The sequence below is a fragment of the Blautia sp. MB18-30 genome (genome assembly GCF_023669475.1).
Lineage (GTDB): Bacteria > Bacillota > Clostridia > Lachnospirales > Lachnospiraceae > Blautia_A > Blautia_A fusiformis.
On record NZ_JAMOYY010000010.1, the window covers coordinates 41,631 to 56,728 of the forward strand.

A 15,098-nucleotide genomic window follows, 5' to 3' on the forward strand; every position below is an offset into this window, starting at 1 on the left:
AAAGCAGCAGCTCTCTGCGGCCGCCTGCTCACACATGATTCTCTGCGCAATACAAATACATAAAAAGAAGTTCTGTATTGTTATGGAGAATACCGATTCGTAAACCGCGAATCCCTGGATCTCACAATAAGGCAGTTCTCCTGACTTGGTTCCACGCTGCTTTCCCTTCCCGGTCTCCCAGTGGTTATAAAAGCAGCTCCCCTTTCACAGTGACGGTATCGTTCCGGATTCTCACCGGATTCTCTTTTGCACATCCGACTGGATGCAACCTTATCATTATAACATTTGCACATATTTTCTTTTACCTGGTTATCTAACTTTTACCACAAACTCACAAATTTGTCAAGATTGATGTCAGACGATTCACGGTTTTCTGTGATCTTCGCTCACAAAAAACACCTCACGAAATATTACCAGTGAACAGTAACCGGTTTTCTCCCTGTATCTGTCAGTTATTATCAGAATACTTTCTCCAATATTCATGCATATCCTGCATAAAAAACAGCCCCTTTCTGTCATCACCCTGATATCAGAAAAGGACTGTCTTACACTGGATATTCGCAATCCGCTTCGCTACTTGCTCATAACAGATAAACTGCTCTGCAGTTTATCTGTTAAAATACTCCTGCTCCAGGTATCTGGCTACGTAGATTCCGCTGGCAGATGCATGGGACAGAGAATGGGTCACGCCGCTACAGTCTCCGATAACAAAGAGACCCTTGTGGCAGGTTTCCAGATTTTCGTCGATCTCGACCTCCATGTTGTAGAATTTAACCTCAACGCCATAAAGCAAAGTATCATCATCTGCGGTTCCCGGTGCGATCTTATCCAGAGCATAGATCATCTCGATGATGCCATCCAGGATACGTTTCGGCATAACAAGACTTAAATCTCCCGGTGTCGCAGAAAGTGTAGGTGTTACGAAACTTTCCTCAATACGGGCTTTTGTGCTTCGTCTTCCGCGGATCAGATCTCCAAACCGCTGTACCATAACACCACCGCCAAGCATATTGGAAAGTCTTGCAATGCTCTCACCGTATCCGTTGCTGTCATGGAACGGCTCTGAGAAATGCTTGGATACCAGAAGGGCAAAGTTTGTATTGTTGGTATGCTTTGCCGGATCTTCGTAGCTGTGACCGTTTACTGTGATGATACCGTTGGTATTTTCATTCACGACAACACCTCGCGGGTTCATGCAGAAGGTACGGACCATATCCTCAAACTTCTCAGTTCTGTAAACGATCTTGCTCTCATAAAGCTCATCTGTCAGACGGCTGAAAACCTCTGCCGGAAGCTCCACACGGACTCCAATGTCCACACGGTTGGAAAGAGTCGGGATCTTAAGCTCTGTACATACCGTCTCCATCCATTTACTTCCGCTTCGTCCTGCGGAGATGATACAGTAAGTTCCCTCGTAACGCTCATCTCCTACAAAAACTGCATAACCGTCTTCAGTTTTTTCTACTTTGTCAACAGATGCGTCAAAATAGAAGTCCACATGGTCTTTCATTTTTTCATAGAGGTTCTGAAGCACCACATAGTTGATATCTGTTCCCAGATGGCGGACTGATGCATCCAAAAGATGCAGGCCGTTCTGAAGGCAGAGCTTACGGATCTCGCTGTTTGTGGTAGAATAAAGTTTGGTTCCCTCACCGCCATGCATCAGGTTCAGTTTATCTACATATTCCATCAGCTCTGTGGCTGTATCCTTGCCGATATGCTGGTACAGAGTTCCGCCAAACTGATTGGTGATATTATATTTTCCGTCGGAGAAAGCGCCTGCACCGCCAAATCCCTTCATGATCGCACAGGTTTTGCAGTGGATACAGGATTTTACTTTCTTTCCGTCGATGGGACATTTTCTTTTTTCCAGAGGATGACCAGCTTCAAAAACCGCGATCTTTTTCTCCGGATCATTATTCATCAGTTCATAGGCCGCAAAGATTCCACCGGGACCTGCTCCTACGATCAGTACATCATATTTCATAAATAAAAACTCCTTATCTTGTATTGCACATTTTCAGTACTTTGTTTTTGCATAAACCCTGTCTATTCTACAACAAGTGTGTTCAAAAGTCACCTGTTTTTTCGGAACCTTCCGATCTTAAGCTTTTTTCCATCTGTTTCCACGGTAATAGCACCGTTTTTCATGGTGTATTCCACCTGACTTCCGGCCGCTTTAAGCCGCTCTACGGTTTCCGGTGACGGATGTCCGTAGGTGTTAGTGAGCGAACAGGAAATGATCGCCACTTCCGGCTTTATTTTCTCAAGAAATGCTTCTGTGGTAGAATAACGGGAACCGTGATGTCCCACCTTCAGACAGTCAACATCCTCAAGCCCCCCGGCTGCCAGAAGCTTTTTCTCCGTATCTGCACCGATATCTCCGGTAAAAAGCATCTGAAAATCTCCAAAAGACAACTCCATCACCATAGCTTCCTCATTCACATCTTTTCCTGTGGCATCTTTCTCCGGCCACAGAACAGAAAAAGATACTTTGCCGCAAGGCAGCTCATCCCCTTTTCCTGCTGTCATGACCTTAACTCCGGCTGTTTTTGCTACCTCTGCAAGCTCCCTCCACGCATCTGGTCTTTCCGCCCAGGCAGGCAGGATCAGATATCCGGCCCGGATGGTTGTAAGACCTTTTCCCATATATTCCAGAAGCTCCTTCACACCGTTGATGTGATCCTGATCTGTATGGGAAATAAAAATCCCATCCAGCCAGGAAATCCCCTGACTTTTCAATGCCGGCAAAAGGCAGTATCTTCCAAGCTCCGACTGGCTGCTGCTTCCTCCGTCGATCAGAAAATGGTGATCCTCCGGAGTCTCCACAAGGATACCGTCACCTTGTCCTACATCCAGGCAGATCACCTTCAGACTTCCTGTTGGATGATATCCCAGTATCAGGATTCCGACTGCCAGAAAAATACCGGCTGTTATCCGGATAGCATGTAGCTTCCGGCAACCTGCTTCCGCCCGCTCCTCTGATAACTCCGTTTCCTCACTGACTGCTTTTTTCTTCCGGAGCTGTTCTTTTATATACTGCCCCATAAACAGAACTGTGATCAAAAAGCCATAATATACCAGAATCTGCCATATTTCCGGCTCCCCTCCGATCCAGGTACTCCATCCTGATCTTCCTGCCAGACTGCAGAGATATTCATAAAAAAGCAGCAGTACCCTTGCCGGCAGGATTACCAGTTTTGCCGCAGGAATACTGAAAATCCCCAGTAGCAGCGCCGCCATTCCTCCAGTCAGTACCAAACCCACGCTTGGAAGCACCAGCAGATTCAGGATAAATCCGGCAATAGAGATTTCTCCGAAAAATTTCAGCATCACCGGCAGCGTTACAAGCTGAAGAGCTACAGGACTTACCAGTGCCTTTGTCCATTTTTTCTCCGCTCCTGCAAGAGCACAGAGCTTTTCCGCAGCGATCCCCATTCCCAGAACACAGCCAAAGGACAGAAGAAATCCACTGTCCAGGAGATAGGCCGGAGATTCCACAAGGATCATCATGGCAGTTACGGAAAGAGCACTCATCATGTCATAGATCCGTCCGGTGATCCTGGCTCCCATGGCGATCAAAAACATAGTTACTGCCCGCATGGTGGAAACACTCCCTCCGGTCATGATCCCATACTGCAGCATCACTCCCAGAGAAAAAATCCCGGCAGGCCAGATTCCCAGTCCCATCTTCTTCAGAAGGTTATAAAGTCCCATTCCCAGAATACTGATATGGAGCCCGCTGATGGCAAGGATATGTATGATCCCGGCCAGCTGATAGCGCATCTGTATTTCCGGATCCAGCTCCTGTTTGTCTCCAAGCGTCATGGCACAAAAAACAGGCGCATCTTTTCCTGCTGCTTCCTTCAGAATCTGCCTGCAGCTTTCTTTTATCTCCAAAAGGAGCTGCCTGTAGCCGGAATACACTGCTGTTTTCTTTTGGAGCACAGCGTTCTTCATAAAATAATAAATATGACGACAGGCATAATACTGCCGGCTGTCAAAGCCCCCAGGATTCGCAGGGCCTTCCACTCTTTTCAGCGTTCCTTTGACCAGTATCCGCATTCCGGGTTTCAGATCTTCTTCTTTTTTGAGGAATATTCTTACATTTTCAATTGGAAATTTTTTTGACTGATGGATAAGATATGTTTTTTTCAGATAAACAGACTGGGAAAATTCTGTGTTTTCATGCTGTTCCACCTCCCCGCAGATCATGGAACCAGGGTGCGCTTCGATCTGTTCCTGCACATTTAACGGAAGGGGATTCCCCCTGATCAGAGAAATCCCCATAAGCTCCAGTGTGCCAAGACTCAGCATCATAAGAAAACACAAAAGACACATCGGCCGTTTCGCCATAAATGTTCTCCCGTTTTCTGATATTTTGAAATGTTTTATTTTTTCTATTCTTTTTTAGCCTTTGTGTGTGCCAGCAAGCTGTCGTTCCATTCATAGAACTTATAAAGCTGCATATTCTGGCCAAAGGTCACTTCCTTGTTTCCTTCGATGGAAATCTCAACTTTGTCCACATCCGTTGCCGCGATCAGCGTATTTACCACCGAATACACGGCAATCTGTTCCGAAACATCCAGCGCATAATCCTGAAATACGGAATTATAATCCACATAGCAGATTCCGTTTGCTCTCGTCAGGGAAAGTACCTCTGAATTCTCCGGTATTGTAGGATAATGTCCTTTTTCCAGCGGACCTCTTGCAAGCTGCTCCAAAACCACCGTAGCCTTCGGAAGATTTCGTCTGTAGCGGACACTTCTCTGTTCCGCTACCAGTTTATCTCCGTTTTTATTTGTGAAATACAAAGTAAAGGTGTCATAGCTGTACACATCCCCATCGGACCCGGAAAACTCCACAAAGGTGTCGTTGTTCATGGCTCCCACTTCTTCACCCCTGGTATCTGTCAGCGGCTTTTTACCCACATAGATTTCCACAGAATCTACTCCTGGAACCTGTAAAAAGATCTTCACTATACCTGCCCGCACCAGAAGTTCCCTGGTACGTGACATTTTATCATAGGCCTCATTGAATTCTACGTTCAGGACTCCATCCTGTATGGAATAAGAAGAAATCTTTACCCCATCCGGAAAAAGTGAGATTCCGTCTTCCCGGGTCTCACGGTTATTCAGACTCTCGGAAAAATTGCGCAGCATCACTTCTGTTGTTTCCTTCTCCGGAGTATATTTTTCTTCTTTCAGTCTCGTTTCATCGCTGTTGATATAATAAAATCTATACTGCTGTTCTTCGTTTTTATTTCTTCCCGACAAACCTATGAAAGCAACCAGACCAAAAAGGATGCAGGCAGCGGCCACACAGATGATCAAAATCGTTTTTTTCATGCTGTACCTCCTAGGACGGGATATAGGACAGCGGGATCTTCACGGTAAATGTGGTTCCCTCGCCCTCTTTGCTGGATACCTTGATGATCCCATGATGCATGGCTATAGAACTTCTTGTAATAGCAAGTCCAAGACCGGTTCCGCCGATCTCTCTGGAATGGGATTTATCCACACGATAAAAACGCTCAAAGATCCGTTCAATGGAATCTTCCGGTATTCCCAGGCCGGAATCTGCAACTGTCACATAGAAATCCTTATGATCCGCATCCAGTGTTACGCGGACCCATCCCTCATCTACATTGTATTTGATGCCATTTTCGACCAGGTTACTGATGGCAAGGGTAAATTTCACCTCATCCACATCTGCGGTTACCGGTCGGAACGAATCCAGAATCAGGTCAATCCTTCTCTGATCTGCAATAGGACGGAGACGCTTCAGGATATTCTCCAGCAGCTCATTGATATTCATATTGCTGATATTCATATCTGCTGCTTTTTTGTCCATTTTTACCAGGGAGAGCAGATCGGTGATGATCTTGTTCTCTCTGTCAATCTCTTCTGTGATATCAGAAAGAAATTCCTGATACAGTTCCTCCGGAACCCCCTGCTGTCCTACCAGCGAATCCGCCAGAACCTTCATTGAAGTCATAGGTGTCTTCAGCTCATGAGACACATTGGATACAAACTCCTGTCTGGATTCATCCAACGTCTTCATTCTGGAAAGCATCTTGTTAAATGCATCTGTGATCAAAGCTGTCTCTGTATAATCCGGTACCGAGATCTCCTCATTCTGATATCCGTCTGTAAGGTCCTCGATTGCTTTCGTTACCCTGGCAAATGGCTTCACCAGGATCGTGGAAAGAATATACCCAAGAAAAATGGCCAGCACTACAATGATACCGATGATCAGAATCCCTTTCTGCTCCAGTTCATGGATAGTTGCTGTCACCTCACTGGAAGATGCCATGATCATCATGGCACCCTGCACCTGTTTTACATCCGGACTTTTTACCGGAACTGCCAGGATCAGCTTCTGGCTGTCAGAATCATATTGGTAGGCATCTTCTCCTTTAAAACAGTTCAATACTTTCTGGGAAACCAGAGTCCTGCCCTCATCCACGCCATAGGTATCCTTGATGATCCTGAAATCCCTGTCTACAATGAGAATCCTGCCACCATAGCTGTTGGACAGTAATTCCAGCTTGCTGTTCACCGTCTGAGAGCTGGTGTCATTCAGATAATTCTCCTTGATCAGCAGGTCGCACATGATGTCACAGATGTTCTCCATGCTCTGCACACGGTTGGCAATGGCACGATCTTCATAGTTGGCAATGACCATTTCCGTTACGATGACACTCGGTACGATTCCCAGTATGATCAGGATGATCAGAATACGAAAGCGGAGACTTTTGAAAAATTTGCCGTTCTTTTTGAACTTCACAGGTTATGCCTGGAAATAGTAGCCCACACCCCATTTGGTGTGTACATATTTCGGCTCACTGGGATTGGCCTCGATCTTTTCTCTCAGGCGGCGGATATGTACATCTACGGTACGGACATCTCCCGGATATTCATAGCCCCATACGATATTCAGAAGATTTTCTCTGCTGTATACCTTGTTCGGATTGAATACCAGCAGCTCCAGCACATCAAATTCCTTGGCTGTGAGGTTGATCTCTTTTCCGGAGATAAATACGCGGCGTCCTTCGCAGTCCAGCTTCAGTTCTCCGACTTCCACAGTCTTGGCCTTCTCCTGCTTGTCCTGTTTGCTGCCTGCACGGCGGATGATCGCCTTGATGCGGGCTTTGACTTCCAGGATGTTGAAAGGCTTGGTGACATAATCATCAGCTCCGTATTCCAGACCCAGGATCTTATCCATATCTTCTCCTTTTGCTGTAAGCATGATGATCGGAACATTGGAAAATTCACGGATCTGCTGGCATACCTCAAGACCGTCCATTTTTGGAAGCATCAGGTCAAGAAGGATGATATCGTACTCTCCTGCTTTTGCTTTTTCCAGTGCTTCCTCTCCGTCATAGGCACAGTCCACTTCCATTCCGTCCTGCTCCAGACTGAAGCGAAGTCCCTTGACAATCAGTTTCTCATCATCTACTACCAATACTTTCCTGCTCATTTAGCGCTCCTTACTTTATTGCTATTTTATCCTTTATCTTCTCATAGGTTCCTTCTTTGATGCCTGGTACATTCATGATATCCTCTGCTGAAGTAAAGGGACCGTTCTCTTCCCTGTAAGCGATGATCGCCAGGGCCTTGGACTCCCCTACACCTGTGAGAGTAGTAAGCTGGGATACATCAGCGGTGTTCAGATCGATCTTCTGCTCTGTGGAAGATGCAGTCTCAGCTTCACCGGAATCCTCTCCGGCGGATTTCTGTCCGCTCGCCGTTTCGGTACTGTTTTCTGCTGTGACTTCCGATCCATCCTGGGTAGCTGCGATCCGCTGGCTGTCCACCTCCGCCTGGGTAGGCACATAAACCTGCTGTCCATCGGAAAGTCCCTTAGCACGGTTGAGATAGCTTGCTGCAGCTTCCGGAAGATATCCTCCGGCCTGCTCGATAGCCTGAAAAACACGGCTGCCATATGGAAGCTCATAGACTCCCGGACTGGTCACTGCTCCACATATATCTACATAAATGGTCTGAGGGGTGTCTGAGATCTCCGGCAGCTGTTTTTCAACCTCCGGAGCCGGTTCCTCCGCAGACTCATTCTGTTTCTTCTGTGATATATCTGCCGCAGCCCCTGCGGATGCCTTCCCGGATACTTCACTTTCCGTATCCTTCGGTTTTTCCTGCTCTGCATCCATTCCGGATGCTTCCGTACTTTCTTCCTGCACCAGTTCTTTCTCCAGAAATTCTGTTCCGTTATCCTTACAGCCTGTCAGCCCTGCCAGGATCTGTAACAAAAATATGGAAAAAACAAGCCGAACACTTCTGATATGTGATCTTATTTTCATAGGTAGGCGGTTCACTCCTTTCCGCCGATGTGGCGGCAGGTGCCCCGTTACTCATGCAAAACCATACCTTATTTTAACGAAGTATTACAAATATTACAATACTTTTATTTCTATTTCCATTTGAAAATAACCACACCTGCAATACAGATCAGCATTCCCAACAGCTTTCTCCACTGAAAATCTGCTCTTTCCACACCGAAAATCCCCAGCAATTCTATAAGATAGGCCACCGCAAGCTGAGAAATGACAATAAGCATAACCGCCCGCGCAGGCCCCAGACTTCCCATACTCCGGATCACTGTGATAGTGATAAATGCACCGATCACTCCTCCGAGTAAATTATATTTAGCCTCTACCTGCCACAGCATGCCGATACTTTCTCTGCCTGTGAAAAACCATGCTGCCACACAGACCAAAAATGCAGAAAACTGTACCCAGCCGGTTGAAACCCACAGACTGGTCTGTTTTGTTACATTTGTGTTAAATACCCCTTGAATACTCATCAGTGCACCTGAGATCAGTGCTGACAAAAATCCCCACATAAAAATCCCTCCATATATACTCCATTTCCGGTATTACTGCCGGAAAAAGGCGCTGCATATTTCTGCAACGCCTTTACGGTTTCTTATAGTTTATGTTGTTTTTCTGAAATTATTCCGGAAAATATTTTCTGAGATATATCCTTCCGGAAAACGCAATATGCGGCATCTCATAAAAAATGGCTGTTTTCGGACAGATCGGACGATAGAGTGGGTCTGCCACAATGATCCTGGCTGTTTTCAGCTTTTCTTCCATGGTTTCCTCGCCACAGATGGCTTCATCTCCCTTGCGCAAAAGTCCCTCTGTGATCTCCAGCGGACAGAGCAGCTGAACCTTTTTTCCGTATTTCTGCTCTATGACTGCTGCCAGGGAGCCCATGGTAACCGGTTCTCCGATGATGGTAATGTCCGGTACGGAAAAAAATATCTCATCTTTGTCGGGCATTTCCCTGCTTTCTCCTGAATGGTCAGATACTGCTGACAGACTGTTCCTTCCCTGAAAATAGATTACCTGCTCCGGAGTTACTTTCCACAGTTCCTCCTGTTTCCCTAATATCTGCCCTCCGCTTTCCTCTGCGGAGTCATCCTTCTTATTTACCCACTCTCCACAGGATCTATCCGCGATCCGCTCAAGTGCATCTGAAATCTGTCCCTCATAGCCTTCCACAGGATTCCCCACGAGAAATGGCGTACCGAATTTTTCTTTCAGCACATTGGCCGCCGGGATTCCCACAGAGGATACCACAAGGTTTACCGCTGCTTCACCGGCACGGGACAAAGCTTCCAGCGTATCCCCCATAGCCCAGGTGGAAAGTATCTCCCAGCCATAGTTTTCCAGACGTTTTTTCATGGCATCTACTGCAGACTGCGGGCCAAGATCAAGGGGTGTTGCTCCAAGAAGATTTAATTTCCTGCTTCTCTTCTCTGTAGATCTTTCCGCAGATCCCGTCGGTACTTCTAAACACCTTCCTGTTTTCTCTGCTGCTCCTGTGAAATGTCCTGCGATTTCCGCCAGTGCCAGCCCTGCTCCGTATACATAGTCGTGCATGCCGCTGGTCGGAACCGAAAATACCGGAATTTCGGTCCTTGCTGTAAGTGCACGGGCCAGTCCCTGAAAATCTGTTCCGTTCATAAAGGGGATTGGTGAACTTGCAAGTGCAATAAATTTCGGTTTCAGCTCCTTTGCCGCCTCTTCGATATCCTGAAGAAATTTCTCATCATTTCCCATAATAGCATCGATATCCGTAAGACCTGAGATAAAGATCAGACTGTCCTGATCGTACCACCGGATCTCATCATGGGTATTATAGGTAGAATTACAGCCGGAGGGATCATGCATCACTGTCATTCCTCCAAGCTCATACAATGCAGAGCAGACGCCGGACACGTCTGCCGTGTAGATCGGTATGATCCGATATGCCTGTCTCATATGCAGCTTTCGCACCCCCATCCCTTTCGAATGATCAGATCCTCCGGAGCTTTTTCCTCATTAAATGCCTCCAGCATCAGCTGTGCAGTACGTCTGATCCCGTCAAAGCCCCAGAGCTCGCCGCCCTGTACCATATTGACAAAATTCCGGCTTCCGGTAAACCAGGCTGCTTTTTGTCCGACGGCAAGGATTTTTCCGGAATGCTGCCGTGGCCGCACTCTCATCTCCGGGCGGACAGTCGAAATCAACATGAGTTCCGGGTAATTCTCCTTCAGCCAGAAAAATACTTCTTTTTCTTCCGGGCTGATACTGTCCAGAAAAACGGACTGTACCTGAAATCCATGCGTAAGGAGAAGCTTTGCAAGTCCCAGAGGTCTTGGATGAAAAAGATAATCCACAGCTATGGGAGTGTCACCGATGATCTGGTGTGCATGGGAAAGAGCCTCCTCGCATTTTCGGATCTCCGTTTTGATATCCAGGCCATTTTTACCGCAGCTGTGCTGATCCATCAGCTCCAGCAAATACTTTTCCTGCGTCTCTATCTCCTCATAGTCAAAGCTTCCGGGCAGGTATAAAAACGGCCTTCCAAGTCTCTCCGCCTGCTGCTGTACTCCGAATTTTCCTGCCGGATAACAGTTAAGGATCAGGCTTCCCTCTCCCAGGCTCTGATAATCCTCCCAGGTCTTACAGGCCGGTGCTTCCCGGAGACGGATTCCGTTCTTTTTCAGGATCCGGCAGATATCTGCACTCTCATCCAACACAAAATCACTGCCCAGGACTGTGACACATTCCGGATCAGCTTTCCTCTCCGGTACTGCATCATACATGGCACGGCGCAGCTTCTGATCCGGAGTCGGACCTGTTTTCTGCATGATAGGATCCATAAAGCATCGCATAAAAAAGATCTCCGGAAATCTTTCTTCCAGTTCTCCGTAGATGCGGTCCAGATCACTTCCCAGAAAATGATGAAGACACACGGTAAAAAGCAATACTGCCTTTGGCTTCTCATCCAGCCGGTTCAGAATGTCCGTCACTCCTTCAATGGTCACATCCTCCAGATTTCCGCCCAGAAGATCCTTTTCCTCCACGATCACAAAAGAAAAACGGTCTGCCGCATTCATCTCTGCGGCAGTCAACACAACGCCACGCATGCAGTTATCCGCACAGACGTAGATCTGCCTTGCTTCCGGAACCAGCATTCCCGTATGTACGATATTCCAGTTTCCATGGACCGGTGAATTAAATTCCAGTCCCGGCTGAAAGGGAACCGGAAAAGAGGCTTCCTTTATAAATATTTCTGTTTTTCCCGAAAGCTCTCTGTTACCAACTCTTTTTAACATGAGCCTTCCTCCCTGCATGCATTCAGGATCTGCTCGGCCAGTGTCCGGTACTCCTCTGCCATCTCACAGTCCGGATAAGCTTCCAGAAGAGTTTTTCCTCGATTCTCTGCTTCCAGGACCAGATCACTTCTGGAAAGCGTTCCCACTACCCGCGTATGAAAATCCTCTGCCAGCTCCCGGACTTTTTCTTCCTCTCCCGGCACGTTCCGCCGGTTCAGGATCACGCCGCCAAGAGATGCATATCCTCTGTTTTTGAAATTATCCACTGCCATGGCAATATTTGCCCCTGCATGGATAGCCATGTTTTCTCCGGAGGTGATGATAAATACCTTATCTGCATACCCCTTTCGCATGGGCATGGAAAATCCACCGCAGACAACATCTCCCAGTACGTCATAAAAAACAATGTCCGGTTTATAGGTCTCATAGGCTCCGTTTTCCTTAAGCTTCTCGAGAGCAGTAATGATACCTCTTCCCGCACATCCAAGACCCGGTGCAGGACCGCCGGCTTCCACACAGACTACACCCCCATATCCGATCTGCACCATATCCGTAAGCTTCAGCTCCTGGCGTTTTTCGTTATACAGCTCCAGCACAGTGGGAACCTTTTTTCCATGCCTGAGAAGGATCGTGGAATCTGCCTTGGGATCACAGCCGATCTGCATCACTTTCATTCCTTTTTCCGCAAGGGCTGCTGCCACATTGGAAACCGTAGTAGATTTTCCGATGCCGCCCTTTCCGTATACCGCAACTTTTATCATTTTCTGTCCTCCGCTTTTGTGATCACATTGGAATATGCCGTTTTGGCGGAAACTCCACTGAGGCGTCCGATCTTTCCGGATAAGGAGCTGATCACATCCTGTGGTGCGTCAATGGCAATACTGATGATATTGATGCCTTTTTCCCGGTAAGGGATCCCCATTCTCCCGATAATATATTTTCCCGCTTCATGAAGAAAACGGTTGATATCATCGATCACGTCATTGTTTTCCACAATGATCGAGATCAATGCCACTCTTGTCTCCATAAGATCTGACTCTCCTTTCCGATATTATCAGCAGATCCTCGGCAGAAGCTCTCCTCCCGGCTGCGGAAGAAGTGCCTGCGTTCCGATCTCCGTAGTCATGACAACCTTTCCTGGCTGGTCTTCCGTAACTTCACCGATAATGGCTGCGTCCCTGGAATAAGGACATTTACGCAGTGCTTCCACGATCCTTCCTGCCTCTTCCTTTGGCGCCATGATCACCATTCGTCCCTCACATGCCAGATAAAGCGGCTCCAGGCCAAGCATGCCGCAGACACCCTTTACCTCCGGAGCTACCGGAACAGCTGCTGCATCCAGGCGGATCCCTACGTTGCTCTGTCCTGCGATCTCGTAAAGAACCGTTCCGACACCACCTCTTGTGGCATCACGAATCACATGAATGTTATGGGTGGCATCCAGTACATCTTTTACAGCTCCCCACAGCGGTGCGCAGTCACTTGTCACATCTGCGTCAATACCGAAATCCTCTCTTGCCAGAAGAATGGTGCATCCATGTCTTCCCACATCACCGGTTACAATAATGGCATCTCCCGGTTTTGCCAGCTCACCGCCTACCTGAACGCCCTCCTGGATCTCACCCATTCCGGTTGTTGTGATAAACACACCGTCAACCTGACCTTTTCCTGCCACCTTAGTATCTCCGGAAACAATACGCACTCCGGCTTCTTTTGCTGTTTTTTCCATGGCTGCGGCGATCTCCTCCAGCTTCTCCATGGGAAAACCCTCCTCAATGACAAAAGCGCAGGTAAGATACATCGGTTTTGCTCCCATACAGGCAAGGTCATTAACGGTTCCGCAGATGGAAAGCTTGCCGATATTTCCCCCCGGAAAAAATGCCGGAGAAACAATAAATCCATCGGTGGATACTGCCATTTTTCCTGCAGGCGGAACCAGCACGGCCGCATCATCGGCTGTGAGATCCGGGTTTGCAAAATGCGCTTTGAATACTTCATCGATCAGTTCTGAGGTCTGACGGCCTCCGGCACCGTGTGCCATGGTCACTGTTTTATTTTCCATAATATTATCTTCTTTCTATGCTGGGTCAAAGGAATTTCATATCGGTTTCATCCTGTCAGATCTTCCAGATACGATCCTTCGTTTGTACTATATGTAATGTATCATGTTTCACAGTCCATTAAAGCGGACATCAGTTTCCGTACATAAAATATGCGGAACATGCTCCTTCATTGGATACCATACAGGCACCTACCGGATGCTGCGGGGTACAGACCTTTCCGAATACCTTACAATCTGATGGCCTGCATTTTCCCTGAAGCACATCCCCACAGCGACAGGCCGGATTTGGCCTGCCCTGGATCGGCGGCACTGCATATTTTTTTCTGGCATCAAAGGCTTCCCACTCCTTCCGGAGCACCAGCCCGGACCCCGGGATCACACCCAGACCGCGCCATTCAGAATCGCAGGGCTCCATCAGTTCATCGATCAGCTTCTGTGCCTCCGGGCTTCCCTCACTTTTTACCACACGGGGATAGCAATTCACAAAGAACGGTTTTCCTTCCTGAAAACGTACCAGTGCAACAGCCAGTGCCGTAAGCAGCTCCTTCGCTGTAAAGCCTGCCACCACACCACTGATGCCTTCCTCTGCCAGATGCTCGCAGAGCGCAGTTCCTGTGATCGCATTGACATGTCCGGGATAAAGGAACACATCCGCACTGCCCTTTAATGCCTGATAAGCCTGGGGCATGGTCTTGTTTGCCACAAGGAGCGAATAATTGGAAAGTCCGTCCTCTCCGGCCTTTTTCACGGAAAGACAGCCGGCAGGCGTGGTGGTCTCAAAGCCAACGGAAAGAAATACCACCTGCTCTTTTGGATGCTCTTTCGCATATTTTTCTGCATCTGCCGGTGAATAGACGATCCGTATCCTGGCGCCTTCTGCCCTGGCATCTGCAAGGCTTTTCTTTGTCCCCGGTACGCGGACAAGATCACCGAATGTGCAGATCGTCACCTGTTTTTCCAGAGCAAGATAAACGGCCTCGTCAATAAATCCTACCGGTGTTACACAGACCGGACATCCCGGTCCTGAGATCAGCTCCACCTGCGGCGGCAGAAGCTTGCGGATCCCCAGACGGAAGATCTCGTGGGTATGTGTTCCGCAGACCTCCATGATCCGCACCGGCGGCCCCTGATATCCTTCTATGATCTCTCTTGCTGTTTTTTTCCTCTCTTCCATCACAGCAGTTCCTCCATCAGCTGGTCTGTCTCTTCCTCGTCATCATCGGTGATCTTTGCAATGGCAACACCTGCATGCACCATCACATAATCCCCCGGCTCCAGGTCTCCCAGGAGCTGGGCGGAAACCTCTCTCTTTGCGCCGCCTGCATCCACCACTGCTGTTCCGTCACTGATCTTTACTACTTTTGCTGATAATCCTACACACATATCTGTGCCTCCCATCCTGCATTTC

At 47.9% G+C, this 15,098-nt stretch carries 14 protein-coding genes and 1 riboswitch; all 14 genes read right to left on the reverse strand.

Features of this window, described 5'->3' with window-relative positions; all coding sequences use genetic code 11:
• Positions 1–113: 113 nt before the first annotated feature.
• A riboswitch (cobalamin riboswitch) is annotated at positions 114–288 on the reverse strand.
• A gap of 319 nt (positions 289–607) precedes the next feature.
• The 14 genes from NCY57_RS06480 to NCY57_RS06545 all read right to left on the reverse strand — a co-directional run bounded on the left by NCY57_RS06480 (position 608) and on the right by NCY57_RS06545 (position 15,073).
• Complete coding sequence (locus NCY57_RS06480; protein WP_110103334.1) at positions 608–1,987, reverse strand: NAD(P)/FAD-dependent oxidoreductase; 1,380 nt, start codon at positions 1,985–1,987, stop codon at positions 608–610.
• Positions 1,988–2,076: 89 nt separating this feature from the next.
• Positions 2,077–4,356, reverse strand: a complete 2,280-nt coding sequence (locus NCY57_RS06485; RefSeq protein ID WP_173739772.1) for a DNA internalization-related competence protein ComEC/Rec2 — start codon at positions 4,354–4,356, stop codon at positions 2,077–2,079.
• Between the two features lie 44 nt (positions 4,357–4,400).
• The gene (locus NCY57_RS06490; protein ID WP_021651566.1) at positions 4,401–5,348 is read right to left on the reverse strand and encodes a GerMN domain-containing protein; all 948 of its coding nucleotides are present in this window, start codon (positions 5,346–5,348) and stop codon (positions 4,401–4,403) included.
• A gap of 10 nt (positions 5,349–5,358) precedes the next feature.
• Positions 5,359–6,789, reverse strand: a complete 1,431-nt coding sequence (locus tag NCY57_RS06495) for a sensor histidine kinase (protein WP_022426407.1) — start codon at positions 6,787–6,789, stop codon at positions 5,359–5,361.
• Between the two features lie 3 nt (positions 6,790–6,792).
• Positions 6,793–7,482: a response regulator transcription factor gene (locus NCY57_RS06500; protein WP_015525979.1), complete on the reverse strand. Its 690-nt coding sequence runs from the start codon at positions 7,480–7,482 to the stop codon at positions 6,793–6,795.
• A 10-nt stretch (positions 7,483–7,492) separates the two neighbouring features.
• Positions 7,493–8,320, reverse strand: a complete 828-nt coding sequence (locus NCY57_RS06505) for a ComEA family DNA-binding protein (RefSeq protein WP_173739773.1) — start codon at positions 8,318–8,320, stop codon at positions 7,493–7,495.
• Positions 8,321–8,430: 110 nt separating this feature from the next.
• Positions 8,431–8,862 (reverse strand): DMT family transporter, encoded by a 432-nt coding sequence (locus NCY57_RS06510; protein WP_021651570.1) that lies wholly within the window; start codon positions 8,860–8,862, stop codon positions 8,431–8,433.
• Between the two features lie 109 nt (positions 8,863–8,971).
• Positions 8,972–10,288 (reverse strand): nitrogenase component 1, encoded by a 1,317-nt coding sequence (locus NCY57_RS06515; RefSeq protein WP_173739774.1) that lies wholly within the window; start codon positions 10,286–10,288, stop codon positions 8,972–8,974.
• The gene (locus NCY57_RS06520) at positions 10,285–11,628 is read right to left on the reverse strand and encodes a nitrogenase component 1 (protein ID WP_250789570.1); all 1,344 of its coding nucleotides are present in this window, start codon (positions 11,626–11,628) and stop codon (positions 10,285–10,287) included. The genes NCY57_RS06515 and NCY57_RS06520 overlap by 4 nt, the downstream gene beginning before the upstream one ends.
• Positions 11,622–12,389 (reverse strand): nitrogenase iron protein NifH, encoded by a 768-nt coding sequence (locus NCY57_RS06525; RefSeq protein ID WP_173739776.1) that lies wholly within the window; start codon positions 12,387–12,389, stop codon positions 11,622–11,624. Before NCY57_RS06525 ends, NCY57_RS06520 begins: the two co-directional genes overlap by 7 nt.
• Positions 12,386–12,655, reverse strand: coding sequence for a TM1266 family iron-only hydrogenase system putative regulator (locus NCY57_RS06530; protein WP_015525986.1), 270 nt, complete (start codon positions 12,653–12,655; stop codon positions 12,386–12,388). Before NCY57_RS06530 ends, NCY57_RS06525 begins: the two co-directional genes overlap by 4 nt.
• A gap of 27 nt (positions 12,656–12,682) precedes the next feature.
• Entirely contained in the window at positions 12,683–13,690 is a 1,008-nt protein-coding gene (gene hypE / locus NCY57_RS06535; protein ID WP_021651575.1) for a hydrogenase expression/formation protein HypE, read from the reverse strand.
• Positions 13,691–13,820: 130 nt separating this feature from the next.
• A complete protein-coding gene (gene hypD / locus NCY57_RS06540) occupies positions 13,821–14,864 on the reverse strand; it encodes a hydrogenase formation protein HypD (RefSeq protein WP_022426402.1) in 1,044 nt (347 codons plus the stop codon).
• Entirely contained in the window at positions 14,864–15,073 is a 210-nt protein-coding gene (locus tag NCY57_RS06545; protein ID WP_022426401.1) for a HypC/HybG/HupF family hydrogenase formation chaperone, read from the reverse strand. Before NCY57_RS06545 ends, hypD begins: the two co-directional genes overlap by 1 nt.
• Between the last annotated feature and the right edge of the window lie 25 nt (positions 15,074–15,098).